This window comes from Sphingobium sp. TB-6, assembly GCF_012927365.1.
Classification (GTDB): domain Bacteria; phylum Pseudomonadota; class Alphaproteobacteria; order Sphingomonadales; family Sphingomonadaceae; genus Sphingobium.
This window is the reverse complement of record NZ_JABBGL010000013.1, coordinates 59957-84082: the sequence shown is the minus strand read 5'-3', so window position 1 is coordinate 84082 and position 24126 is coordinate 59957. Positions and strand designations below refer to the sequence as shown.

General features: G+C 63.5%; 20 protein-coding genes. 6 read left to right on the top strand and 14 right to left on the bottom strand.

What is annotated here, in order from left to right; all coding sequences use genetic code 11:
- The first annotated feature begins 98 nt into the window (after positions 1-98).
- Positions 99-2750 carry a DNA mismatch repair protein MutS gene (gene mutS / locus HHL26_RS17110; RefSeq protein ID WP_169576245.1) on the top strand — a complete coding sequence of 884 codons (2652 nt, stop codon included), beginning with the start codon at positions 99-101 and terminating at the stop codon, positions 2748-2750.
- 9 nt (positions 2751-2759) lie between these two features.
- Positions 2760-5519, top strand: coding sequence for a [protein-PII] uridylyltransferase (locus HHL26_RS17105; protein ID WP_066561147.1), 2760 nt, complete (start codon positions 2760-2762; stop codon positions 5517-5519).
- 42 nt (positions 5520-5561) lie between these two features.
- Here HHL26_RS17105 and HHL26_RS17100 read toward each other — a convergent pair whose 3' ends face one another.
- The 12 genes from HHL26_RS17100 to HHL26_RS17045 form a co-directional block, all read right to left on the bottom strand.
- Entirely contained in the window at positions 5562-6062 is a 501-nt protein-coding gene (locus HHL26_RS17100) for a L,D-transpeptidase family protein (protein WP_066561149.1), read from the bottom strand.
- Positions 6059-7117 carry a GTP cyclohydrolase II gene (ribA, locus tag HHL26_RS17095; protein ID WP_066561151.1) on the bottom strand — a complete coding sequence of 353 codons (1059 nt, stop codon included), beginning with the start codon at positions 7115-7117 and terminating at the stop codon, positions 6059-6061. Before ribA ends, HHL26_RS17100 begins: the two co-directional genes overlap by 4 nt.
- On the bottom strand, positions 7117-7914 hold the full coding sequence (gene xth / locus HHL26_RS17090; RefSeq protein ID WP_066561153.1) for an exodeoxyribonuclease III: 798 nt from the start codon (positions 7912-7914) through the stop codon (positions 7117-7119). The genes ribA and xth overlap by 1 nt, the downstream gene beginning before the upstream one ends.
- 396 nt (positions 7915-8310) lie before the next feature.
- Positions 8311-8964: an outer membrane lipoprotein carrier protein LolA gene (locus tag HHL26_RS17085; protein WP_066561156.1), complete on the bottom strand. Its 654-nt coding sequence runs from the start codon at positions 8962-8964 to the stop codon at positions 8311-8313.
- Positions 8965-9486: 522 nt separating this feature from the next.
- On the bottom strand, positions 9487-11811 hold the full coding sequence (locus HHL26_RS17080) for a DNA translocase FtsK 4TM domain-containing protein (RefSeq protein WP_066561159.1): 2325 nt from the start codon (positions 11809-11811) through the stop codon (positions 9487-9489).
- Positions 11812-12043: 232 nt separating this feature from the next.
- The gene (locus HHL26_RS17075; protein WP_066561162.1) at positions 12044-12535 is read right to left on the bottom strand and encodes a GNAT family N-acetyltransferase; all 492 of its coding nucleotides are present in this window, start codon (positions 12533-12535) and stop codon (positions 12044-12046) included.
- A gap of 10 nt (positions 12536-12545) precedes the next feature.
- The gene (locus HHL26_RS17070) at positions 12546-13454 is read right to left on the bottom strand and encodes a DMT family transporter (RefSeq protein ID WP_066561163.1); all 909 of its coding nucleotides are present in this window, start codon (positions 13452-13454) and stop codon (positions 12546-12548) included.
- A 14-nt stretch (positions 13455-13468) separates the two neighbouring features.
- The gene (gene ispG, locus HHL26_RS17065) at positions 13469-14614 is read right to left on the bottom strand and encodes a flavodoxin-dependent (E)-4-hydroxy-3-methylbut-2-enyl-diphosphate synthase (RefSeq protein WP_066561168.1); all 1146 of its coding nucleotides are present in this window, start codon (positions 14612-14614) and stop codon (positions 13469-13471) included.
- Positions 14615-14665: 51 nt separating this feature from the next.
- Positions 14666-15970 carry an outer membrane protein transport protein gene (locus HHL26_RS17060; protein ID WP_169576244.1) on the bottom strand — a complete coding sequence of 435 codons (1305 nt, stop codon included), beginning with the start codon at positions 15968-15970 and terminating at the stop codon, positions 14666-14668.
- A 414-nt stretch (positions 15971-16384) separates the two neighbouring features.
- Positions 16385-17764, bottom strand: coding sequence for a phosphomannomutase/phosphoglucomutase (locus HHL26_RS17055; RefSeq protein ID WP_066561177.1), 1380 nt, complete (start codon positions 17762-17764; stop codon positions 16385-16387).
- A gap of 19 nt (positions 17765-17783) precedes the next feature.
- The gene (locus HHL26_RS17050; RefSeq protein WP_066561179.1) at positions 17784-18212 is read right to left on the bottom strand and encodes a DnaJ domain-containing protein; all 429 of its coding nucleotides are present in this window, start codon (positions 18210-18212) and stop codon (positions 17784-17786) included.
- Entirely contained in the window at positions 18212-19018 is an 807-nt protein-coding gene (locus tag HHL26_RS17045) for a division plane positioning ATPase MipZ (protein ID WP_066561181.1), read from the bottom strand. The genes HHL26_RS17050 and HHL26_RS17045 overlap by 1 nt, the downstream gene beginning before the upstream one ends.
- Before the next feature lie 109 nt (positions 19019-19127).
- Between HHL26_RS17045 and panC the strand changes: the two genes are divergently transcribed.
- Positions 19128-19973: a pantoate--beta-alanine ligase gene (gene panC / locus HHL26_RS17040; protein ID WP_066561184.1), complete on the top strand. Its 846-nt coding sequence runs from the start codon at positions 19128-19130 to the stop codon at positions 19971-19973.
- A 91-nt stretch (positions 19974-20064) separates the two neighbouring features.
- Here panC and HHL26_RS17035 read toward each other — a convergent pair whose 3' ends face one another.
- Positions 20065-20505, bottom strand: coding sequence for a CopD family protein (locus tag HHL26_RS17035; RefSeq protein ID WP_066562102.1), 441 nt, complete (start codon positions 20503-20505; stop codon positions 20065-20067).
- Positions 20505-21581, bottom strand: a complete 1077-nt coding sequence (hemE, locus tag HHL26_RS17030) for a uroporphyrinogen decarboxylase (protein ID WP_066561187.1) — start codon at positions 21579-21581, stop codon at positions 20505-20507. The genes HHL26_RS17035 and hemE overlap by 1 nt, the downstream gene beginning before the upstream one ends.
- Positions 21582-21888: 307 nt before the next feature.
- Here hemE and HHL26_RS17025 point away from each other — a divergent pair, with 307 nt between their 5' ends.
- The 3 genes from HHL26_RS17025 to aroE are packed head-to-tail and all read left to right on the top strand — an operon-like array spanning position 21889 to position 24126.
- The gene (locus tag HHL26_RS17025; protein ID WP_066552696.1) at positions 21889-22710 is read left to right on the top strand and encodes a pyruvate, water dikinase regulatory protein; all 822 of its coding nucleotides are present in this window, start codon (positions 21889-21891) and stop codon (positions 22708-22710) included.
- A 4-nt stretch (positions 22711-22714) separates the two neighbouring features.
- Positions 22715-23308 (top strand): nucleoside triphosphate pyrophosphatase, encoded by a 594-nt coding sequence (locus HHL26_RS17020; protein WP_066552700.1) that lies wholly within the window; start codon positions 22715-22717, stop codon positions 23306-23308.
- Positions 23305-24126, top strand: a complete 822-nt coding sequence (gene aroE / locus HHL26_RS17015) for a shikimate dehydrogenase (protein WP_066552702.1) — start codon at positions 23305-23307, stop codon at positions 24124-24126. Before HHL26_RS17020 ends, aroE begins: the two co-directional genes overlap by 4 nt.

Genomic DNA, 24126 nt, shown 5'->3' with positions numbered 1-24126 from the left:
CGGCAAGAATATCTTGTGGGCAAGTGCGAGAAGCGCAATTTTCCCGCTGTTTCTTGCAGCACTGGCATGACGCCGGGCTTCACGCTATCCGCTGTGCCATGGCGCGAACGATCGACACATCCACGCAACAAGCCACGCCTATGATGACGCAATATCTTGCGCTCAAGGCGGAGGCGCAGGACTGTCTGCTTTTTTACCGCATGGGCGACTTTTTCGAGCTGTTCTTCGAGGATGCGAAGGCGGCGGCGGCGACGCTCGACATTGCGCTCACCAGCCGGGGCGAGCATGGCGGCGTGCCGATCCCGATGTGCGGCGTGCCAGTGCACAGTGCGGAAACTTATCTTGCACGTCTGATCAAGGCGGGCCACCGCGTCGCCATTGCGGAGCAGACCGAGACACCTGCGCAGGCCAAGGCACGGGGCAGCAAATCCCTCGTGGCCCGCGCCATCGTCCGCTATGTGACGGCGGGCACGCTGACCGAAGAGACGCTGCTCGACAGCCGACGCGACAATATGCTGGTGGCGCTGGCGCAGGTCGGGGGCGAGGATAGGCAGGAATATGGCCTTGCCGCCGCCGATATCTCGACCGGGCGGTTCGAAACACTGACGTTGCGGGCCAGCGATCTGGCGGCAGAACTGGCGCGCCTGCGGCCGAGCGAGATCGTGTTGCCGGACGGGCTGGAACTGGATCTGCCCGATTCCCATCCCTTCGATCGCGCCGCCTTTTCCAGCAGCCGGGCCGAGGCGGCGCTGAAGCGCGTCTTCGGCGTCGCCACGCTCGACGGATTCGGCCAGTTCAGCCGCGCCGAATTGGCGGCCATGGGCGGATTGCTGAGCTATCTCGATCATGCGGGCAAGGGCACCCTGCCCTTCCTTGCCCCGCCGATGCGCAAGACCAGCAGCGCGCATGTCGCCATCGATGCGGCGACGCGCGAGAGCCTGGAGATCACCGCTACCATGAACGGCACGCGGGCGGGCAGCCTGCTGGGCGCGGTCGACCGGACCGTGACGGGCGCCGGGGCGCGATTGCTGGGGCAGGATCTGTCCGCACCCTTGATGGATCAGGCGGCCATCGAAGCGCGGCTGGGCCTGGTGCAACTATTCCATGACGACGGCATGCTGCGCGACCAGTTGCGCGTGGCTTTGCGCGCCCTGCCGGATATCGGGCGCGCTCTGGGTCGCCTTGCCATCAGCAGGGGCAGTCCGCGTGATCTGGGTCAGTTGCGGGACGGGCTTGGCGAAGCGCGGCTGCTGCGCGAACGGTTGGGACGCCTGCCCGACCAGCCGTTGCTGCTGGCGCAATTGCTCCCCTCGCTCGACGGACATGGCGCGCTGGTCGACAGCCTGTCCCGCGCCCTCGTCCCCAGCCCGCCGACCGAAACCGCCAATGGCGGCTATATCGCGGACGGCTATGACCCGGCGCTGGATGAGCTGCGCCGCCTCGCCGGAGACGGCCGCCGCGCCATCGCCGCGCTGGAGGCGAAATATCGCGAGCAGACCGGCATCGCCTCACTCAAGATCCGGCATAATGGCGTACTGGGCTATCATGTCGAGGTGCCCGCCCGCGCCGCCGACCGGTTGATGCAGCCCGACAGCGGCTTCACCCATCGCCAGACGCTGGCCGGGGTGGTTCGCTTCAATTCGGTCGACCTGCATGAGCAGGCGAGCCGCGTCGCGCAGGCGGGCGACCATGCGCTGGTCGCCGAAGCCGCGCATCTGGAAGAGCTGATCGAAGCCACCCTCGCCCGCAAGGCGGAGATCGCCCGCGCCGCCGATGCCCTCGCCCGGCTCGACGTGGCGGCGGCGCTGGCCGAACGGGCGGCCGAAGGCGGCTGGCAACGGCCCCATTTCCTGCCCGAAGATGGCGAAGGACCGAGCCTCGAAATCACCGGCGGACGCCATCCGGTGGTCGAGGATGCGCTGCGTCGCGAAGGCCAACCCTTTGTCGCCAATGATTGCCGGTTGGTGGCCAGTGACCGGCTCTGGCTGGTCACGGGTCCGAACATGGGCGGTAAATCCACCTTCCTGCGACAGAACGCGATCATCGTCATTCTCGCCCAAGCAGGCGCCTATGTGCCCGCGCAGTCCGCGACCCTCACACTGGTCGACCGCCTGTTCAGCCGCGTCGGCGCATCGGACAATCTGGCGAAGGGCCGTTCGACCTTCATGGTCGAGATGGTGGAAACCGCAGCCATTCTCGCGCAAGCGACCGAACGCAGTTTCGTCATCCTCGATGAAGTCGGACGCGGCACGTCCACCTATGACGGGCTGGCGCTGGCTTGGGCGGTGGTCGAGGCGGTACATGAGGTCAATCGCTGCCGCTGCCTGTTCGCCACCCATTATCATGAGCTGACGCGGCTGGCGGAAACCCTATCCTCGCTCTCGCTCCACCATGTCCGGGCGCGGGAGTGGAAGGGCGATCTGGTGCTGCTGCACGAGGTGGCGGAGGGTCCGGCGGATCGCAGCTATGGTCTGGCCGTGGCGCGGCTGGCGGGACTGCCGCCTGCCGTTCTCAAGCGGGCGAAGGACGTTCTGGCGCGCCTCGAAGCGGGCAAGGCCAAGACCGGCGGCATCGCGGCGGGGCTGGACGACCTGCCTCTGTTCGCCGCCGCCACCGCGCAGGTCGAGGAGAAGGTCGATCCTCTTCGCGCCGCGCTGGTGGCGATCGACGCCGACGCGCTGTCCCCCCGCGAGGCGCTCGATCAACTCTATCGCCTCAAGCAACTGGCGGCAGCCGGTCAGGAAGACTAGGTTAGCTTTATGGTCATGCAATTTCCAAAATTGGGGTCCAGGCGGGCGATCATCGACCGGCGCGCCATTTCCGACCGCATCAATACGCTGGCGCAGGAGCATCGGGGCGATCAGATCAAACTGCGCGGCCTGATCGTGAAGCTATTGAAGGACGCTCTGGATGCGGGGCGCGAGGATGTCGCCCACCGCCTCAACCAGAAACCGACGCGCGGGCGGGAAGCGGTGACCGCCTTCGCCTTCCTGGTCGATCAGATATTGCGGCTGCTCTACGACGCCACCACGCACCATCTCTATCCGGCAGGCAATCGCAGCACCGGCGAGCGGATCGTGCTGATCGCGGTGGGCGGCTATGGCCGGGGCGAGATGGCGCCGCACAGCGATGTCGACATCGGCTTCATCACCCCCTGGAAACCCACCGGCTGGACCGAGCAGGTCATCGAATCCATGCTCTATTCGCTGTGGGACTTGGGGCTGAAAGTTGGCCATAGCAGCCGGTCGATCGATGAAACCGTGCGCATGGCGAAGGCGGACCTCACCGTCCGCACGGCTTTGCTGGAGGCGCGTTACATCTGGGGCGACCGCGCCCTTTATGAGGAAGTCAGCACCCGTTTCGACGCCGATGTGATGCAGGGCACCGCCCGCGCCTTTGTGACCGAAAAGCTGGTGGAGCGCGACGAACGGCACAAACGCATGGGCGACAGCCGCTATGTCGTCGAACCTAATGTGAAGGAAGGCAAGGGCGGGCTGCGCGACCTGCATACGCTGTTCTGGATCGGCAAATATGTGAACCGGGTGAAGTCAGTCGCGGAACTGGTCGATGTCGGCCTGCTGACCGAAAGCGAGCTGCGGCAGTTCCAGAAAGCGGAGGATTTCCTCTGGGCGGTGCGCTGCCACCTGCACATGATCACGGGCCGCGCCGAGGATCGGCTGACCTTCGACCTCCAGCTCGAAACCGCCACCCGCATGCACTTTATCGGGCGCGCCGGGCGGTCGGGTGTCGAGCGGTTCATGCGCTATTATTTCCTGAACGCGAAGACCGTGGGCGACCTGACCGCCGTGTTCCTCGCCCATCTGGACGACCAGATGGCCGAGCGTGGACGGCGCTATATCCCCAGCTTCTTCCGGCGCCCGAAGAAACTGGACGGCTTCGTGCTGGATCGCGGGCGGCTGGCCTTGCCCAATGACCAGTTTTTCCAGGATGATCCGGTCCGGCTGCTGGAGATCTTCGCGCTGGCCGACAAGCATGGCCTGGCCATCCATCCCAGCGCCATGCGCGCCGCCAGCCGCGACGCGAGCCTGATCACCGCCAAGGTGCGCCGCGATCCGCGCGCCAACGCCGCCTTCATGGAGGTGCTGACCTCTCCGCGCGATCCCGAAACGGTGCTGCGCTGGATGAACGAGTCGACCGTCTTCGGCCGCTTCATCCCCGATTTCCGCCGCGTCGTGGCGCAGATGCAGTTCGACATGTATCACCACTATACGGTGGACGAACATACGATCCGCGCCGTCGGTCTGCTGGCGCGGATCGAAAAGGGCGAGCTGAATCAGGATCATCCGCTGGCGGCGGACCTGATGGGCAAGCTGCTGTCGCGCCGCGTCCTCTATGTCGCGGTGCTGCTGCACGACATCGCCAAGGGACGCGGCGGCGACCACAGCATATTGGGCGCGGAAGTGGCGGAGCATCTCTGCCCGCGCCTGGGCCTGACCCCGGCGGAGACGGAAACCGTGTCCTGGCTGGTGCTGCATCACCTGCTGATGTCGGCCACCGCCTTCAAGCGCGATCTGGCCGATTACAAGACCATCCTCGATTTCGTCGAGGTGGTGCAGAGTCCGGAGCGGTTGAGGCTGCTGCTATGCCTGACCGTGGTCGACATCCGCGCCGTGGGCCCCGGCGTCTGGAATAGCTGGAAACGCCAGTTGCTGGGCGATCTTTATGAGTCCGCCGAAGAGCTGCTGCGCCTTGGCCACAAGCAGAAGGGCCGAAGCGAGCGGGTTACGGTCAAGCAGCAGGCGCTGCGCCAGGCACTCGGCCTCTCCGAAGCGGATTTCGAGAAACTGCGCAAGCGTCTGCCCGAAAGCTACTGGATCGCGGAACCCGACGATATCCTGTTCCACAATGCCCAGCATATATTGGAGGCGGGCGACTCCCCCCTCTCCATCGCCGCGCAATATTATCCGCAGCGCGGCGCGACGCTGGTGACGGTCTATGCCGCCGACCATCCGGGACTGTTCTACCGGATCGCGGGCGCCATTCATCTGGCGGGCGGCAACATCATCGACGCGCGCATCCACACCACGCGCGACGGCGTCGCGATCGACAATTTCCTGGTGCAGGATCCGCTGGGCGGCGCGTTCCACAGCCCCGAGCAACTTGTGCGCATCCGCAAGGCGATCGAGGATTCGCTCGCCAACCGGCACCGCATGATCACCAAGCTGGAAGCGCGCCCCCTGCCCCGCACCCGCGCCGAGGCCTTTCGCATCGAGCCCAATGTGCTGATCGACAACAAGGCGTCGAACCGCTTCACTGTGATCGAAGTGAATGCGCGGGACCGCCCGGCGCTGCTGTTCAGCCTGGCCAATGCGCTGTTCCAGTCGAAGGTGACGGTACACAGCGCCCATGTCGCCACCTATGGCGAGCGCGCCGTCGACACCTTCTACGTCACCGACCTCCTGGCCGGGAAGATCGAGAGCAAGGCGCGGCTGCAAACGCTGGAGCGGCGGCTGCTGGAAGCGGCAGGTGGCGAAGTGACGGAGCTGGAGAAAGCATAAAATCGTCATTCCCGCGAAGGGGGGAATGACGAAAATTCAACTTCAAACGATTTCCATCAAATCGCCCGGCACCAACAACGGCAGCAAACGCAGCATATCCGCCCGCTCCACCGCCACGCACCCGGCGGTGGGACGGCCTTCGGACAGGTGGAAGAAGATCGCGCTCCCCTGCCCCGGCACCGGCGGCGCATCATTGTGCCCCAGCACCACGATCACATCATAGGCATCGTCGTCGCGCAGCAGATTTTCAGCCGAAAAGGGACGCGGCAGGTGCACGGGCCGATTATAGGCCGGATCGGCCACATCATCGGACCAGCCATCCCCTTCCCGTACCCAGCGCCAAGGCAGGCGGATGCCCGTCGCATCCCCCTTGCCCGGCCGCAGCAACACGCCCCGGATTGGCCAGACTCCCAGCGGCGTGCAGCCATCCCCTTCCCGCTTGTCCGCCGCCGCGCAAGCGCCGCCGCGCCCGATGGTGCAGGGAATGTCGATCGCGCCGAAGGACAGGCGACCCGCGCCCGTATCGACGCGGGCGACGCTCATAGCTGGTGCCCGGTCCGGTCGCGCTTGGTGGCAAGATAGCGCTCATTATGCGGATTGGTGGGCAGGATGATCGGCAACCGTTCCGCCACCTTGATTCCCGCCTTTTCCAGCCCCGTCACCTTGTTCGGATTGTTGGTGAGCAACCTGACTTCACCCACGCCCAGCAAGTCCAGCATCCGCGCCGCGACCGAAAAATCGCGCGCGTCTATGGCGAAACCCAGCCGCACATTGGCGTCGACCGTGTCGAAACCCTGATCCTGCAAGGCATAGGCGCGCAGCTTGTTGACCAGACCGATGCCCCGCCCTTCCTGCCGCAGATAAAGCAGGATGCCCCAGTTCGAATCCGCGATCCGGTGCAGCGCCTCATGCAATTGCGGGCCACAGTCGCATTTCAGCGACCCCAGCACGTCGCCGGTCAGGCATTCGCTGTGCAGCCGGATCACCGGCGGCGAGGCATCCCGCTGGCCGACGATCAGCGCCACATGCTCGCGTGGTTCGTCGGGGCTGCGGAAAGCGACGATCTCGGCGGTTTCGCTGGCCGATACCGGCAGTCTTGCCCGGGTCGCGATATCCAGATGCACCGCATCGTCATAGGCGTCCACATCGGCGGCGCTGACCTCCGCCTCCGCTTCGCCTTCCACCGTGGCGAAATAGGCCGGCAATATCCCTGCAAGCCGCGCCAGCCGCAGCGCTGCCTTGGCCGCCACCGGCGCCGCCAGCGGCTTCGCCATGAACGGACCCTTGAGCGGCGAGGCGAGATCGAGAACCGGATCGGAAATCGCCGTCGCCACGTCGACATCGATCCACGGCGCCCGCGCCACCAGCACCGGCATGTCGGGATCAGCCGCCGCCAACTGGTTGGCGAGCTTCAGCGTCTGCGCCCGTGCGGCAGAAATCAGGATGTCGGCTTCAGCGCCCGGATCGAATCCGGCGAGCGTCACCGCGTCGGCGCCCTCAATGGCCATCAGCCGCAATGCGCCATCGGCGGCCTGCACCCGCACCGGCCAGCCCCGGCGTAGCGCGTCGATGGCGCGGGCGGCGGCGCGCGCGCCCATCAGAACGCGAATTCCGTGATGATCGGGATATGGTCGGACGGCTTGCCCCAGTTGCGCGCCGGTTCGACCACGCGATGGCTGAGCGCCTTGCCCGCCACGTCTCTGGTCATCCACATATGGTCGAGCCGCCGCCCGCGATCCGATTCCGCCCAGTCCTTCGCGCGATAGCTCCACCAGGTGTAGAGCCGCTGCGGCGCGGGATGGAAATGGCGGCCGATATCGACCCAGTCGTTCGACGCCTGCAACCGCGCCAATATCTCGCACTCGACTGGCGTATGGCTGACCACATTCAGCAATTGCTTGTGGCTCCAAACATCGCATTCCATCGGCGCGATGTTGAAATCACCGGTCAATATGGTCGGCTTGTCCTCCAACCCAGAGGACCATTCGATCATCCGCTCCAGAAAATCGAGCTTCTGCCCGAATTTCGGATTCACCTCCCGATCTGCCACATCGCCACCGGCAGGCACATAGACATTCTCGATCCTGACGCCATTGTCGAGCCGCACGCCGACATGGCGCGCTTCGCCGTTGGCCTGCCAGTCGAACCGGTCGTCCTCATGGATCGGCACCTTGGACATGATCGCCACGCCATGGTGCATCCGCTGGCCGTTCAGCACCTGATAGACATAGCCCAGTTGCCGGAACATCGCGGTGGGGAAAATCTCGTTCACCACCTTGGTTTCCTGAAGACACAGAATGTCGGGCGCTTCCTCTGTCAGAAAGCGCTCCACGATATCGAGCCGGGCACGAACGCTGTTGATGTTCCAGGAAGCGATACTGAGTGTCTGAGGCATGGTGATCCACTAAGACCCTCCGCCGTCCTGCGCAAGGGCGACAAGGACGGCACCGTTTGGGCCGGGATTTGGCTCGGGGTGGAGCGAAAATAGTGGATTTCGAGAACCGGCGCGCAGCGACCTTAAAGGTCGTGAGCACCGGAAGCGCAGAAAGCCGCTATTTGCAGCCCTCCCTGGGCCAAATCCCGGCCCAAACAAAAAGACCCCCGCTCCGGGGGCATGGAACGGGGGTCTCGATCGCGCCCTTGAAGCGCTTTGCGACGGGAGCGGAGTGCCGGGTAACAGGGGGGAAATCCCGGTTTCGTCTCTCGCCGTGGAGTTCTTTTTAGGAGGCGGGATATGAGCGTCAGATGAACGATTCTGAAAAGTTTTCGGCCCGTCGCGCCTGTGGCCCGCTTAACCGCCCGCTGCGCGTCCCTTGGGCCGCGGATCGGTCCAGCGGAAGGCGGAATCGGCCACCGGCACGCCATAACGCTGGTTGCTGAGCTTCACCGCCGTCCGGTTATTCTGCGAATCCAGCGCCACCCAGCCGTAAAGCTGCAAGCCCGCGGGGCTCACCGCGTCCCGTTTGAAGATCATGGTGATGGTGCCATATTCCGGCCGCTTGGGATCGCGTGCCTGGACGGACAATATGGTCGGATCGCCAGTCTGGATCACCTTGCCGAATTTCGACAGATCCTTGTTGGGGTCGATGAGCGCGCCCAGCGGCGAATTGCCGATCGGCCAGCGCTGCACCTGCCGCACTTCATAGTCGATCATCGTCAGCGCCCTGCCGTCGCCCACGATCAGCAGCGGTACGCCCTTTTGATATTGGAAACGGATCTTGCCCGGCTGCTTGATGATGAGCTGGCCGGTCAGCGTCTGCCCATTGCGGTCGGTCTGGGAGAAATTGGCGGTCATGGTGGTGACGGCGCGAATATAGGCGTTGACCTTCGACAGGTCCGATTGGTCCTCCTGCGCCGCCGCCGGCATCATCGGCACCGCGAAAGGCGCAATAGCCAGCGTCAGGGCAGCCAGCGTCAGGGTGGGGGACGCAAGGATGCGCTTCATGCAATCATCTCCGGTTGTTCAGGGTGAGGAGTGTAGGGGGCAGGGCTTGAACCCGTTGTGAACCCATTCGTTCCATGAGCGCAATGGATCGGATCGCTGGAACGGGAAGGGGGAGAGCGGCATGGCCACTCAATCCCCCTCTGCTCCCGCTTCGCCAGTGCCGGTTTTTCCGGCGGCCCCTCTCCCAATTATTTTTTAGGCGCTGCGGTGAGCGGCCTCTGCTTAGACCGGCGCGATGACAAAAAAAAGGCTGATCCGAAGACCAGCCTGAAAGTTTTTAGGAGAGGATGCCTGAAAGGCAGGCTCCTCTTCGGCCAAATCGCGTTTCGCTGCAAATGCGAAGAACCAAAGGACGATTGCACAAAACGCAATCATGCCCGGAAATCAGGGATTTCTGCGGATCGGATCATGCTTTACAAGCCCGCAACAGCCGAAACAGCCACGCAAAATCCCGTTTCAGAGCGAAATGGGCAGTGACTTTTTCGCATCAGGCCAAATGAAAATTTTTCACGGCCGACAGGATCAGAGCGGATTGCCGCCCTCGTCGCGCAGCACTTCGCGGCGGCCGACATGGTTGGGCGGACCCACCAATCCCTGTTCCTCCATCTGCTCGATCAGGCGGGCCGCGCTGTTGTAGCCGATGCGCAATTGCCGCTGGAGCCAACTGGTCGAGGCCTTCTGATTTTCGAAGACAAGCTGGCAAGCCTTGCGGAAGAGCTGCGCGTCGGGGCTGTCGTCGCCCAGGTCGACGCCGTCGAGCGCGAAGCTGCCTTCCTCCGGCTCCTCGGTAACGGCGGCGATATAGTCGGGCTGGCCCTGGGCGCGCCAGTGATCCGCCACCACGCGCACTTCGTCGTCCGACACGAAGGGACCATGGACACGCATCAGCCCCTTGCCGCCATGCATGTAGAGCATGTCGCCCTTGCCCAATAGCTGCTCGGCGCCCTGTTCGCCCAGGATCGTGCGGCTGTCGATCTTCGAGGTCACGAAGAAGCTGATGCGGGTCGGCAGGTTCGCCTTGATGACGCCGGTAATGACGTCGACCGACGGACGCTGCGTGGCGAGGATCAAGTGGATGCCCGCCGCACGGGCTTTCTGGGCAAGGCGCTGGATCAGGAATTCGACTTCCTTGCCCGCCGTCATCATCAGGTCGGCCAGCTCGTCGACCACTACCACGATCTGCGGCAGCGGCTGGAAATCGAGCTGCTCCTCCTCATAGATCGGCTTGCCATTTTCGGGGTCGTAGCCGGTCTGGACGCGGCGGCCCAAGGGCTTGCCCTTGGCCTTCGCGGCGCGGACCTTCTCGTTGTAATTGGCGAGGTTGCGAACGGAGATCGACGCCATCATGCGATAGCGGTCCTCCATCTGCTCCACCGCCCATTTGAGCGCGCGGATCGCCTTGCTCGGCTCGGTGACAACCGGGGAAAGGAGATGCGGGATGTCGTCATAGGTCGACAGTTCCAGCATCTTGGGATCGATCATGATCAGGCGCAACTGATCCGGCGTCATGCGGTAGAGCAGCGACAGGATCATGGCGTTGAGGCCCACCGACTTACCCGAACCCGTCGTACCCGCGATCAGCAGATGCGGCATGGGCGCCAGGTCAGCGATGATCGGCTCGCCCGAGATATTCTTGCCCAGGATGATCGGCAGCGTCGCTTCCTGCATGAACTGCTCGGAGGTGATGAGTTCGCGGAAGGACACGCCCTCGCGATTGGCGTTGGGCAGTTCGATGCCGATCACCGTGCGCCCCGGTATCGTCGCCACGCGGGCGGAGAGCGCCGACATGTTGCGCGCAATATCGTCGGCCAGTGCGATCACGCGGCTCGCCTTGATGCCCGGCGCGGGTTCCAGCTCATACATGGTGACGACCGGACCGGGTCGAACCTCAACGATATTGCCCTTCACATGGAAGTCGTCGAGCACCGATTCCAGCAGCCGCGCATTGCGTTCCAGCGCGGCCTTGTCGATCTTCGCGCCCTGACTGGCGGGAATCGGATTCAGCAGGTCGGGCGAGGGCAGGGAACTATTGCCGAACAGGTCGTCTTGGCTGACCGGCGCCATGGGGCGCTGCACCGGGGCGGGCTTGGGCGTCTGGATGTTGATCGGCGGCTTGGGTTCGTTGGTGACGGTCTTGCGCGGCGCGGCGATGCGCTCGACGACCTCATCCTCATCATCGAAGGGATCGGCCACGGCTCCCCCGCCGGGCAGCGCGAAAGCGGGCTTGGGCAGGCTGAGCCGCGGCAGCGATGGCCGACGCAGCGCGATGATCGGCTTTTCCAGCGCCAGACTGCGATACCAGAGGATAGCGCCCGCGATCAGCGTCAGCACGATCAGGATTCCAGTGATCCAGCCCTGCGCAACGGGAGCCTGCGCGGTCAGGCTCAGGACGCCTCGCGCCGTCACCAGCGCGATGATGCCGCCCCATCCGGCGGGCAGGCCGACCAGCGGATTGGTCTGGAACAGCGCCAGCGCTATGCCGAGCAACACGATCCCGGCGAAGCATTTGCCGAACTGCGCCTTCCACCCGCTCATGTCCTGATCGCCCCACAGGCGCCGGGCGGTGATTGCCATCAGCGGCAGCACCAGCGCCACCGGCACGCCGAACAACCAGAGCAGGAAATCGGCAATCCAGGCGCCGGGCGCCTGCATGATATTCTGCACATGATCGCCCGCCACCGTATTCATCGACGGGTCGCTCGGTTGATAGCTGAGCAGCGCCAGAGCGAGGAACAGGGTCGCCAGGATCAACGCGATCGATCCGATCAGCGCGCCGCTGCGGATCAGGCTGCGTTTCAGCATTTCGCGCCACTCTGGCGTGCGCTTGGCTCCGCGGCTAACAGCCATGGTAAGTCCTTGTCCCCTAAATGTTCCGTCCGGCACAATGCGCCGGGCGGGGAGTCCCCGTCAAGAGTCCGGCCCCTCGGCTCGTCTCGTGGACTCCGTAACAATCCTTATGTCGGCGGCGAGCGGGGCAGCGCAAAAAGCCTCCCGAAAGGAGACTTTGCCATGATCGCCACCTTCTATCCCGTCCTTGTCGTCGTCGCCTTGGGCGCCTTCACCGCCGTCCTGCTGGGCGTCAGCGTGCAGGATGCGCTGACGCGAGGGCGCTGAGCGCTTCGCCGTCGACGCGCTGCACCGTCCATTCGTCCATCGCCCGCGCACCGAGCGAGCGGTAGAAGGCGATGGACGGTTCGTTCCAGTCCAGCACCCACCATTCCAGCCGCGCGCAATCCCGCTCCAGCGCCAGTTGCGCGAGGCGGGAGAGCAGCGCTTTGCCCGCGCCCAGACCCCGCGCTTCGGGGATGACGAACAGATCCTCCAGATAGAGGCCCGGTCGCCCCTCGAAGGTCGAGAAATTGTGGAAGAAGAGCGCGAAGCCGATGGCCCGCCCCTCATTTTCCGCGATCAGCACTTCGGCCATGGGGCGCTGACCGAAGAGATATTTCTCCAGGCTGGCGCGGTCGGCCCTCACCTCATGCGACAGTTTTTCATAGTCGGCCAGAGCTAGGATGAAGTCGTGAATCGCCCCGATGTCGGAAGGAACGGCCTCGCGGACGGTGACGGACATGCTTTTCCTTTCAGGCGATGGACGATTCGACATGCGGCGGCTCGGCCGATCCCGTGCGAGACGCGATCAGGCAGCCGACCACGATCAGCAGCGCGCCGACCACCGTCGTCAGGGTCAGCCGATCGCCAAAGGCCAGCCATCCAATGATCGCCGCCCAGACGAAGGCGGTATATTCCACCGGAATCAGAACCTGCGCCTCCGCCCGCGCATAGGCCCAGGCGAGCGCGGCCAGCGACGTGAAGGCAAGGGTCGCGGCAAGGACGACCAGCGCCCAGGACGGCGCCGTTGGCAGGACCGGCATCCATCGGGCAGCCAAGGCAAAGAGAGCGAATAGGCCGAACATCACGATATGTTGGAAGAAGGCGACTTCGATGGGCGAAGCCAACTGCGCCTGTTGCCGCTGGAGGATGAGATTCCAGGCGAACAGCACCGCCGAAATCAGGACCGCGCCCGCGCCCAGCAGCGCATTCGCGTCATAATCGCCCCGCAACCGCCCGGACAGGATGACCGCAACCCCGACCAGCCCCAGCAGCGACGCGCCGATGGCCTGCCGCCCGATCTTTTCCTTCAGCAGCAACGCGGCGAGATAAAGCGCGACCAGCGGCGCGATGAAGGACAGGGCGATGGCTTCAGCCAGCGGCAACCGCATGATCGCCCAGAAGAACAGGCTGGCCATCACCGCCACGACCGCGCCACGCAGCAGGTGCAGCCGCAGCACGGCCCGGTTCGGCCAGCGCTGCCGCGTCAGCAGCATCAGCGCCAGCCCCAGCAGGCTGCCCGTCAGCGCGCGCCAAAACAGCGCGTTGAACAGGCCGATGGAGAGGCTGAGCCCCTTCATCGCCGCATCCATCACGGAAAACAGCGCAACCCCCACGCAGCAGACCGCAAAGGGGAGGGCAAGGGAATGGCGCGCATTCATGGACGGAAGTCGGCTTATTCCGCCGCTTCCGCCTTGCCGGCGTCGGTGGTGGCCGCCTCGATCTCCGCCGCCTTGGCTTCGACAAGGTTCACGATATGGTCGATCATGCCTTCATCCTGAATCGTGTGATCGGTGAGGCCGGAGAGATAGACCATATGCTTGCCCGCGCCGCCGCCGGTCAGGCCGATGTCGGTTTCCCGCGCTTCGCCGGGGCCGTTCACCACGCAGCCGAGTACAGAGAGCGAGAGCGGCGTGTGGATATGCTGGAGCCGTTCCTCCAGCGCCTGCACCGTGCGGATCACGTCAAAGCCCTGACGGGCGCAACTCGGGCAGGAAATAACCTTCACGCCGCGGGTGCGGATGCCGAGCGACTTCAATATCTCATAGCCGACGCGCACTTCCTCTTCCGGTTCGGCGGAGAGCGAGACGCGGATCGTGTCGCCAATCCCGGCCCAGAGCAGGTTGCCGATGCCGATGGCGCTCTTCACCGTGCCGCCGATCAGGCCGCCCGCCTCGGTAATGCCCAGGTGCAGCGGGCAATCCACCGCTTCGGCCAGTTGCATATAGGCGGCGACCGCCAGGAAGACGTCGCTGGCCTTCACCGCCACCTTATAGTCGTGGAAATCCTGGTCCTGGAGCAGCTTGATATGATCGAGCGCGCTTTCGACCAGCGCTTCGGGACAAGGCTCGCCATATTTTTCGAGCAAGTCCTTTTCGAGCGACCCGGCATTGACGCCGATGCGGATCGAGCAGCCATTGGCCTTGGCCGCGTCGACCACTTCCTTCACCCGCGCCTCGCTGCCGATATTGCCCGGATTGATGCGCAGACAGGCCGCACCCGCATCGGCGGCTTCCAGCGCCCGCTTATAGTGGAAATGAATGTCCGCTACGATCGGCACGCGGGCGGCGCGGACGATCTGCTTGAGCGCGGCGGTCGATGCCTCGTCGGGGCAGGAGACGCGGATAATGTCCACGCCCACTTCCTCGCAGCGGCGGATCTGGTCGACGGTCGCCTTGACGTCATGGGTCGGCGTGTTGGTCATGGTCTGCACCGTGACCGGGGCGCCGCCGCCGACGGGAACATTGCCGACCATGATCTGGCGACACTCTCGACGAGCGATGTCGCGCCAGGGGCGCAGGCCGGGATTATGGTCGGACATGAAAAAGGGGCTCCGTGGTGATGGAGCCCCTATAGGGATTTATTGCGTCGGTTAGAAGCGCGCCGTCAGCGAAGCGCCGATCTGGTCCGCATTGCCGCTGGTTTGCGACAGGGTGGTCGCCGTCACCGTCGCGGGCGCGGGATAATAGCTGTCCGGGCGGATGATATTCGCCTTTTCCACGAAATTATGGGCGTAGCTGAGGTTCAGCGCGAAGGCGGGCGAGAAATTGTAGGTCGCGCCGGCCGACAACCAGGTGCGGTCGCCATCGGGCACGCGGGTCGTCAGATGCTGCGGATTGGTGGGCGAGCGGTCGAACATCGTGCCAGCGCGCAGGGTCAGAGCCGGGCTGACGTCAACTTCGCCGCCCAGGCTGACGCTGTAGCTGTCCTTGTAATCCAGTTCCTTGTTGCTGGTGCCGGCAGCGGAGGTGATGGCGATGCCCCTGAACTTCGACCAATTGTACCAGCGGGCGCTGATCATGGCGCGCAGCTTCGGCGTCAGGCGATGCATGAAGCCGACCGTCACGATGTCGGGCAGGTTGAGCGGCGCGGACGCGTCCAGCTCGCCATTGGCGGCGGCGATCGGACCCAGAAGGCCGGAAATGGTCTGCGTGCCGGTCAGCTTGTGCTTGATGCCCGAACGGTAGGAAACGCCGACATTGGTGGCGCCATTGGTATAGAACAGGCCCGCATTCCAGCCGACGGTCCAATCGTCGCCCTTCAGTCGCGCAAAACCATCGGTCGGGATCAAGGGCGAAAGCTGCGGCAGCGCGTTGGTCAGCGTCGCCTTCACATATTGCACGTCGACACCGCCGCCGATCGAGAAATTGTCGTTCAGCTTATAGGCGGCGCTTGGCTGGATATTATAGGTTTTGAGATTGGTGTAGAGCGAGTCATAGCGGCCGAAAAAGCCGTCATCATAATCCAGCTTCAACCCGAACGGCGCGTTGACGCCCAGACCCAGCCACAGCCGGTCCGTAGCCTGCGCCGTCACATAGAAGCTGGGGATGGGAATGACCTTTTCGAACGGCTGGCCGCCATCATTGCCCGTCACCGGCACCCGAGCGCCGGGCAGGGTGGGAACGGTGCGATAGGTGCCGCGATTGGCCTGATGCGCCGACGCCATCAGCGCGATGCCGCCGATCGAGGTTTGAACGCCCGACAATTCCGTCATGGCGGCAGGATTGAAATAGATGGTGGACGGATCGTCCGCCGCCGCACCCGCCCCGGCGAGCGCGCGGCCGGTTTCCTTGGGCGACTGTTCCTGCAGGTAAAATCCACCCGCAAAAGCCGGAACTGGCATTGCCAATACGCCTGACAGCAAGAGACTGGCGATAATGGGGCGGCGCAAAGACATATGATTCCTCTCCTGAAACTCGACCAAGGCAAAATGGCTTTCGCCAGAGAATGATCCCCTGTGAGCCATGCTGTTATAAGCATTATGGTTAAATAATCGTTCGAAAAGCCCTAATTTGCACGGATTTCCGCCGCTATCTCCTCGGATTGCGCAACGACGCTACGGCAAGAGGCGAAAATCGCGCTCCGCGACAGGGCAAAAAAAAAGCCGCCCCGAAGGACGGCTTGAAAGTTTTAGGAGAGGATGCCTGAAAGGCCCGTTCCTTTTGCGGTGCAGCGACATTTTCCGCAAATGCGAAAAGCTGATGCTCGATTGCGTTTCATGCAATCGTCATGTTTTTTCCTGATTTCCGTAAAGGAAATCTGCACAAGACCATGTCAATTTTTCCCTGTTAGGCCGGTCATAATCGGCTGTTCAAGGCCGAATCACATCCGAATCGGCCAATTGCGCGTCGATATCCGCGATCAGACGCGCCAGTCCCTCCGCATCCTTCGCTTCGGCCCGCGTAACCAGCGAATCCTGTGTGTTGGAGGCCCGCAACAACCACCAGCCATCGGCCGTATTGACCCTAAGACCATCGGTTTCATCGACGCTCGCACCTGCGGCCAGCAGCCGGGCGCGCACCTCCTCCACCACGGCGAATTTGCGGCTCTCCTCAACCGGAAAGCGGATTTCCGGCGTGTTGGCCATGTCGGGCATCTCGTCGCGCAGGGCCGTGACGCTGCGGCGGAGCCGAGTCAGGCTCCGGATAAGCCGCACCGCGGCATAAAGCCCGTCATCGAAACCATAATAATCGTCCGCAAAGAAGATGTGGCCGGTCATCTCCCCGCCCAGCGGAGCAGCAATCTCCTTCATTTTGGACTTGATGAGGCTGTGGCCGGTCTTCCACATCAGCGGCTGGCCGCCCAAGGCCGAGATGCGGTCGAACAGGGTCTGGCTGGCTTTCACATCCGCGACGATCGTGGCGTTCGGGCGGTCTTTCAACACCAGTTCGGCAAAGATGCCGAGCAACTGATCGCCCCAGATCACCCGGCCCTTGCCGTCGATCACGCCGATCCGGTCGCCATCCCCGTCGAAAGCCACTCCGAAATCGAGCTTCTTCGAGCGGACAAGCGCTTTCAGGTCCGCCAGATTCGCCTCGACAGTAGGATCGGGGTGATGATGGGGAAAATGTCCGTCTATCTGGGTGAACAGCACATGATGCTCACCTGGCAGGAGCTTGACGAGCTTGTCCACCACCGGGCCGGCGGCGCCATTGCCCGCATCCCAGCCAATGCGCCAGGCGGCGCCGTCGAACCCCTCCATGAGACGCGCGACATAGCGGTCCATAATGGCGATGGTCTCGACCCCGCCGCCACTTTCGCTCCTGGCCTCGCTCCAGTCGCCCGCCGCGGCCATGGCCCCCAGATTCGCGATGTCCGACCCAAAAAAGGCGTTATGCGCAAGCACCAGCTTGAAGCCATTATGATCGGTGGGATTATGGCTGCCGGTTATCTGAATGCCGCCGTCCACATCGAGAACCGCTTCGGCATAATAGAGCATGGGCGTCGGGCCGAGGCCTATGCGGACGACATCCGTGCCCGAGTCCTGAAGACCGTGGACGACCGCCTGTTCCAGCGCCGGGGAACTCAGCCGCCCGTCATAGCCGACCGCGACTCTTGATCCGCCCGCCCGTTTGATGATCGTGCCGAAGCTGCGACCTACCGCATAGCCATCCGCCTCGCTGAGCGTCTGGCCGACCACCCCACGAATGTCATATTCGCGCAGGAGCGTGGGATGAATGCGATGGGCCATGGCATGCTCTCCCTTGGTTTCAGTCGCGCTGGGCCATGTCCCTGATCAGAAGGTCGCGCGCCGCGTTGATCTGGGCAGCGAGCGCTTCCGTGCCACCCTTGTCCGGATGAACCGAGGCGATGAGGCGGCGATGTGCCGAGCGAATGGCGCGGGCGTCGGCATCCGGCCCGATGCCCAGCAGCTTGCGTGCATCGATCACCGCCTGAGGCGAAGCGGGTTGCGGGGCGGGCGTGCCCTTCGTCTTGCCCGGCCGGCTCCTGGCGAAGAAGAACAGGGTCGCGCCGACCAGCAGCGGCGCGCCGATCAACGGCTTACCCTTCGCCGCCATCACCGCGCCGACCAGAGCGGCACCCAATGCCATGCCATCCTTCGCGCTCATGCTTTGCAGTCGTCCCGTCCAGATCAGCCAGGCCGCAAGCCCGATCAAAAGCAGGGCAAGCAGACCCATCAGGCCGCGCCGAGCAGATCCAGCGGAGCGACCTCATCGCGTGAGGGAAGGGCAAGGCCGGACACCATCTCGCGCAGTTCCTGCCGCGCGGCGATATGGCTGACGCCCAGTTCGCCCAGATGCCCCTTGTCGAGCAAGGTAAGCCCCGAGGGGAAGAGTTCGCGGAAGACCACACGTTCGGAAAGACCCGGAATCACGCGGAATCCGACGCGGCGGGAGAGTTCCATCAGCGCATCGCCCACACGCTTCTTGTTGCGGGCGTCATGATGCTGGACGCGGTTGCGCAGCACCACCCAGTCGATGGTCACGCCATCGGCCTTGGCGCGGGTCTTGCGTGCCTCGAAAATCAGTTCGGAATAGAAGGAGAGCCGCTTCACCTTGAAGGTTTCGGCGTCCACCTGACCAATCAGGTCGAAATCGACGAAGCTGTCGTTCATCGGCGTCACCAGCGTATTGGCGCGAGCGGCCATGTGGCGGGCATAATCATCGTCGCGGCCGGGGGTATCGATGACCAGGAAATCCTTGCCCTCGGCCATGGCGGCGGCTTGTTCCTCCAGCGCCTGGACATTGTCGCCCTTGAACACGGCAAAGTCCGGAGTCGGCAGGTCGATGCCGCGACGGCGCGCGGTATCGGCGCGGTTTTCCATATAGCGGGTGATGGTGCGCTGGCGCGGATCGAGGTCGATCATGCCGACGCGATGACCCAATACCGTCAGCGCGATGGCCGTATGCACGGCTGTCGTGGACTTGCCGGTTCCGCCTTTCTCATTGGCGAAGACGATATGGTGCGTTTGGGCGTTCGCCATCGGACCTTGATAACCCCGTTGATTGTCGCATTGTCGGTTGACCGTTTGAACCGGCCATGCCTTAGCAGGATGTACCCCTGTTGATGCCCTTATCGGAGCCACTCCCGTCGTGCAAATCCTCCGTGATCTCGCTTCGCTCAGAACCGCCATCGAAGCGCTGAAAAGCGACGGAAAACCGTTGGCGCTGGTGCCCACCATGGGCGCGCTGCATGACGGGCATATGGCGCTGGTGGAGGAAGCGCGGCGCCATGCCGGGCATGTAGTCGTGTCGATCTTCGTCAACCCGCGCCAATTCGGCGTGAACGAGGATCTGGACGCCTATCCACGGCGCGAAGCCAAGGACGCGCAGATGTTGCAGGCGGCCGGAGTCGATATGCTCTGGGCGCCGACGGTCGATGTCATGTATCCGGCGGGCTATGCCACCAACATCTCCGTGTCGGGCGTGACCGAAGGGCTGGATGGCGCGGCGCGGCCGGGGCATTTCGACGGCGTGGCGACGGTGGTGACGAAGCTGTTCAATCAAGTCCGGCCGGATGTCGCGCTGTTTGGAGAGAAGGATTATCAGCAGCTCGCCGTGATCCGGCAGATGGTGCGCGATCTGGATGTGCCGATCGAGATTATCGGCGTGCCGACCCAGCGGGCCGAGGATGGATTGGCGCTCTCTTCCCGTAATGCCTATCTGACCGAGGAGGAGCGCAAGGACGCGCTCGCTCTGCCCCGCGCTTTGGGTGAAGCGGCGCGGCAGATGGAAAAGGGCGCGACCGTCGAGGCTGCCATCGCCAAGGCGATCGCGATGCTGGCCACGCACGGCTTTGATCCGATCGACTATGTGACGCTGTGCGATGCGGTGACGCTGGAGCCAATGACCGTGCTGGACCGCCCAGCGCGGCTGCTGGGCGCGGCGAAGCTCGGAAAGACGCGGCTGATCGATAATATCGCGGTCGATCCGATTTAAATTCCGTCATCCCAGCGAAAGCTGGGATCTCGTGAGGCTATTCTGTGCCCCATCGCCTGAGATCCCAGCTTTCGCTGGGATGACGGCTTTATCAAAACGGCTTCACGATCACCGCAATCACGATCACTGCGGCAGCGATTCCCGGAACCTCGTTCAGCAACCGCAATTGCTTCTCCGTCAACGGGCGCAGCCCCCTGGCGAGCTTCTTCGTATAGCCCGCGATCCAGCCATGATAGCCCGACAGGCCCAGCACGAAGAGCAGCTTCAGGTGGAACCAGCCAAAATGCCAGGCGCCGATCTCCACCATCAGCATGAGACCGAAGACCCAGACCAGAACCAGCGACGGGTTGAGGATGATCTTGAGCAGCCGCCGTTCCCGGTCGATCCACTTCCTGTCCTCTTCGGACCCCACCGGGCATTGCTGGTGATAGACGAAGAAACGCGGCATCATGAACAGCCCCGCCATCAGGAAGATGACGAAGATGACATGCGCGGCTTTGACCCACAAATAGGCTGCTCCCAGATAAGGCATCATCGACTCTCCGGCTGCGTCCGATTCTGGCGCACATGGCGGATCAGCGCTTCGACATGATCAATAGGCGTATCGGGGAGAATCCCATGGCCCAGGTTGAAGATATGTGGCCGCCCGGCAAAGGCTGCGCGGATATTGTCGACCGCCTCTTCCACTGCCTTGCCGCCGGCGATCAGCGCCAGCGGATCGAGATTCCCCTGCACCGGCAGTCCCTCCGGCAGTTCACGATCGGCCCAATGCGGATCGACCGTTTCATCGACGCCGATTGCATCGACTCCGGTCCCGACCGCATAATCGACCAGCTTCGCGCCTGCGCCCTTGGGAAAGCCGATGACCGGAATCTCTGGGTGGATCGCCTTCAACTTCTCCATGATCCTCTTATTTGGCTGAATCACCCAGCGCTCGAACTCCAGCGGGGCAAGGCTGCCCGCCCAACTGTCAAAAAGCTGGACCGCCTCCACCCCGGCCTCGATCTGGCCGGAGAGATAGATAACCGTCGCATCGATGAGCGCATCGATGAGCGCACCGAATTTTTCGGGCTGCTGATAGGCAAGACGGCGGGCCGCGCCCTGATCCTTGCTGCCCTGACCCGCGACCATATAGGTGGCGATGGTCCAGGGGCTGCCTGCGAAGCCCAGGAAGGTCACTTCTGGGTCCAGCGCGGCCCTGACCTGCCGGACCGTCTCATAGACCGCCTCATAACGGCTGAAATCGGGTTTGAGGGCCGACAACTCCGTCTCGGCCAGGATGGGCGCCAGACGCGGGCCTTCCCCGGCCTCGAACCAAAGATCCTGCCCCATGGCATAGGGCACGATCAAAATGTCGGAAAACAGGATCGCGCCGTCGAAAGCGAAACGGCGCAAGGGCTGCAGGGTCACTTCCGCCGCCGCCCCGCTATCATAGACCAGTTCGAGGAATCCGCCCTTTTCCGCCCGCAATGCACGATATTCGGGGAGATAACGGCCCGCCTGCCGCATCAGCCACATGGGCGGCACATCAGGGCACGCCCCTTTCAGGACCGAAAGCAATGGCTTGGCGGATGGCCTGTTCGAAAGGCCGGCATCAGATCCCGTCATATACTCTCTTATATTTAGATTCAAAAAGGATGATGGAGATAGTTGGGCGGTTGGCAGCGGGGTTTATGCGCTGTGCCCGGATTTGCCAACAACTTGACTCCTGGGTGCCGCCGATTCCGGTCCGAGTCAGTCCGCTTATCCCCGTTATCCACAGGCTGTGGGTATAAATTTCAATCTGTTGGCGGGCTGTGGACAAGATTTCCGGAATCGAGGAGGGCGATAAGCGCCTGATTTTGCCCGCAACCTATCCCTTGCTTTATCCACAGCCTGCCCACAGAGATATTCGCGCCCCAAAGAGAAACCAGAAATGTCGCGCATTCATCTCCATCTGCTTTCGGACTCGACCGGCGAAACGCTGGAAAACATCGCCAAGGCGGCGATCGGCGCGTTCGAAAATGTCGAGGCGGTGCGCCATTTCTGGCCGATGGTGCGCTCCGATGTCCATCTTGATCGGATCATGGAGGAGATCGCCGCTAATCCCGGCCTGGTGCTATTCACCCTGTCCAACCACCAGCTTCGTCGGCGGCTGGAGACGCGCTGCCGGGCGCTCGGCCTGCCGCATGTGGCCGCGCTTGACAGCGTGACCGATGCGCTGTCCAACATATTGGGGCAGGAAACCCGCAACCGGCCGGGCCGCAAACATATTCTCGACGAAGCCTATTTCGCGCGGATCGAGGCGATCCAATTCACCATCGCCCATGATGACGGCGTCGGCCATGAAAATTGGGAGGAGGCCGATATCGTCCTCGCCGGTGTTTCCCGCGCCTCCAAGACGCCGACCTCCATCTATCTTGCCAATCGCGGGTATAAAACCGCCAATATTCCTCTGGTAATCCAGTCGCCGCCACCGCGCACCCTCTATTCGCTGAAGCATCCGATGGTGGTGGGGCTGACCGTCAGTCCGGAGCGGCTGGTGCAGATCCGCCGCAACCGGCTGCTTTCCTTGAACCAGGCGCCGGAAACCAGCTATGTCAATCTGGAAAAGGTGCAGGAGGAACTGGCCTTCGCCCGGCGCATGTTCGCGGATAATGGCTGGCCGGTGATCGATATGACCCGCCGGTCGATCGAGGAAGCGGCAGCCGCCATCATCAACCTGTTCAACGACCGCGTGCTGGCGGAAGGAGCATGAGACCATGATCGTGCTGGCATCGCAAAGCGCGAGCCGCCGGGCGCTGCTGGAAGCGGCGCAGGTGCCGTTCGAGGCGCTGTCGCCCGGCGTCGACGAGGAAGCGGCCAAAGAAGCCCTGCGCGCCGACGGTCTGGATGCCCGGCAACTGGCCGATGCGCTGGCGGAGCTGAAGGCGCTCCGCGTGTCGCGGCGGGTGCCGGGCGGGCTGGTGCTGGGCTGCGACCAGACCCTGAGCCTGGACGAGGGCACGATGATCGACAAGGCGCTCGACCGTACCGATGCCGAGCGCATATTGAAGTTGTTCTCTGGCCGGGTGCATCATCTGCACAGCGCGGCGGTGATCGCGCTTAATGGCGAGCCGATCTGGCGGCATATCGAGCGGGTGCGGATGACTGTGCGGCCCTTGTCGGAGGCTTTCATCACCTCCTATCTCGACGGCGATTGGGAGCATTGCCGTTGGTGCGTCGGCTGCTATCGGATCGAGGGTCCGGGCGCACAGCTTTTTGCGAAGGTCGAAGGCAGCCAATTCGCGATTCAAGGCCTGCCCCTGCTGCCTTTGCTTGACTTTCTGCGCGTCCGGGGCGTTCTGGCGTCATGACCGACAAGCTCCCTTATGCCGAAGTGATCGGTGATCCGATCGCGCACAGCAAATCACCGCTGATCCATAATTTCTGGCTCGATGCGTTGGGTATCGAGGCGGAATATAAGAAGACCCATGTGACCAGCGAGGGGCTGTCCGCCTATTTCCTGGCGCGGCGGGCCGATCCCGATTGGCTGGGTTGCAATGTCACGATTCCGCACAAGATCGCGGTGATGGACTATACCGACGATCCGGGCGGCGTACGCGAACGGATCGGGGCGATGAACACCATCGCCAGCGAAACGGGCGGACCGTTGATCGGCACCAATACCGATGCGGGCGGATTCCTCCAGCCGCTGCTGCGCGACAAGTGGAAGGGGCAGAGCGCGGTGCTGGTCGGCGCGGGGGGTGCGGCGCGGGCGATATTGTTCGCGCTGACGAGTCTGGGCGTGCCCGACATCACGGTCATGGCGCGTGATGCGGGGCGAGGGCAGGCGTTGCTCGACCGCGCAGGGGTCAAGGGCCGGGTAATCGGCATGGCGGATGCGCTACCCAGGGCCGACCTGCTGGTCAACACCAGCTCGCTTGGCATGGTGGGGCAACCGCTGCTGGATCTGGACCTCAAACCCCTGGCTGACGACGCGACCGTTTATGATATCGTCTATGCGCCGCTGGAGACGCAATTGCTCAAGACGGCGCGGGCGAGGGGTCTCAAGACCCTCGATGGGCTGGAAATGCTGATCGGGCAGGCGGCACTGGCCTTCGACATCTTCTTCGATGCCGAGGCGCCGCGCGAGCGGGACGAGGAATTGCGCGCCTTGCTGCTCGCTGCCTGA

Bases quoted from the DNA above. Each gene is read 5' to 3' on its own strand.
- mutS (WP_169576245.1), top strand. From the start codon at position 99: ATGGCGCGAACGATCGACACATCCACGCAACAAGCCACGCCTATGATG.
- HHL26_RS17105 (WP_066561147.1), top strand. From the start codon at position 2,760: ATGGTCATGCAATTTCCAAAATTGGGGTCCAGGCGGGCGATCATCGAC.
- HHL26_RS17100 (WP_066561149.1), bottom strand. From the start codon at position 6,062: ATGAGCGTCGCCCGCGTCGATACGGGCGCGGGTCGCCTGTCCTTCGGC.
- ribA (WP_066561151.1), bottom strand. From the start codon at position 7,117: ATGGGCGCGCGCGCCGCCGCCCGCGCCATCGACGCGCTACGCCGGGGC.
- xth (WP_066561153.1), bottom strand. From the start codon at position 7,914: ATGCCTCAGACACTCAGTATCGCTTCCTGGAACATCAACAGCGTTCGT.
- HHL26_RS17085 (WP_066561156.1), bottom strand. From the start codon at position 8,964: ATGAAGCGCATCCTTGCGTCCCCCACCCTGACGCTGGCTGCCCTGACG.
- HHL26_RS17080 (WP_066561159.1), bottom strand. From the start codon at position 11,811: ATGGCTGTTAGCCGCGGAGCCAAGCGCACGCCAGAGTGGCGCGAAATG.
- HHL26_RS17075 (WP_066561162.1), bottom strand. From the start codon at position 12,535: ATGTCCGTCACCGTCCGCGAGGCCGTTCCTTCCGACATCGGGGCGATT.
- HHL26_RS17070 (WP_066561163.1), bottom strand. From the start codon at position 13,454: ATGAATGCGCGCCATTCCCTTGCCCTCCCCTTTGCGGTCTGCTGCGTG.
- ispG (WP_066561168.1), bottom strand. From the start codon at position 14,614: ATGTCCGACCATAATCCCGGCCTGCGCCCCTGGCGCGACATCGCTCGT.
- HHL26_RS17060 (WP_169576244.1), bottom strand. From the start codon at position 15,970: ATGTCTTTGCGCCGCCCCATTATCGCCAGTCTCTTGCTGTCAGGCGTA.
- HHL26_RS17055 (WP_066561177.1), bottom strand. From the start codon at position 17,764: ATGGCCCATCGCATTCATCCCACGCTCCTGCGCGAATATGACATTCGT.
- HHL26_RS17050 (WP_066561179.1), bottom strand. From the start codon at position 18,212: ATGGGTCTGCTTGCCCTGCTTTTGATCGGGCTTGCGGCCTGGCTGATC.
- HHL26_RS17045 (WP_066561181.1), bottom strand. From the start codon at position 19,018: ATGGCGAACGCCCAAACGCACCATATCGTCTTCGCCAATGAGAAAGGC.
- HHL26_RS17035 (WP_066562102.1), bottom strand. From the start codon at position 20,505: ATGCCTTATCTGGGAGCAGCCTATTTGTGGGTCAAAGCCGCGCATGTC.
- hemE (WP_066561187.1), bottom strand. From the start codon at position 21,581: ATGACGGGATCTGATGCCGGCCTTTCGAACAGGCCATCCGCCAAGCCA.
- HHL26_RS17025 (WP_066552696.1), top strand. From the start codon at position 21,889: ATGTCGCGCATTCATCTCCATCTGCTTTCGGACTCGACCGGCGAAACG.
- HHL26_RS17020 (WP_066552700.1), top strand. From the start codon at position 22,715: ATGATCGTGCTGGCATCGCAAAGCGCGAGCCGCCGGGCGCTGCTGGAA.
- aroE (WP_066552702.1), top strand. From the start codon at position 23,305: ATGACCGACAAGCTCCCTTATGCCGAAGTGATCGGTGATCCGATCGCG.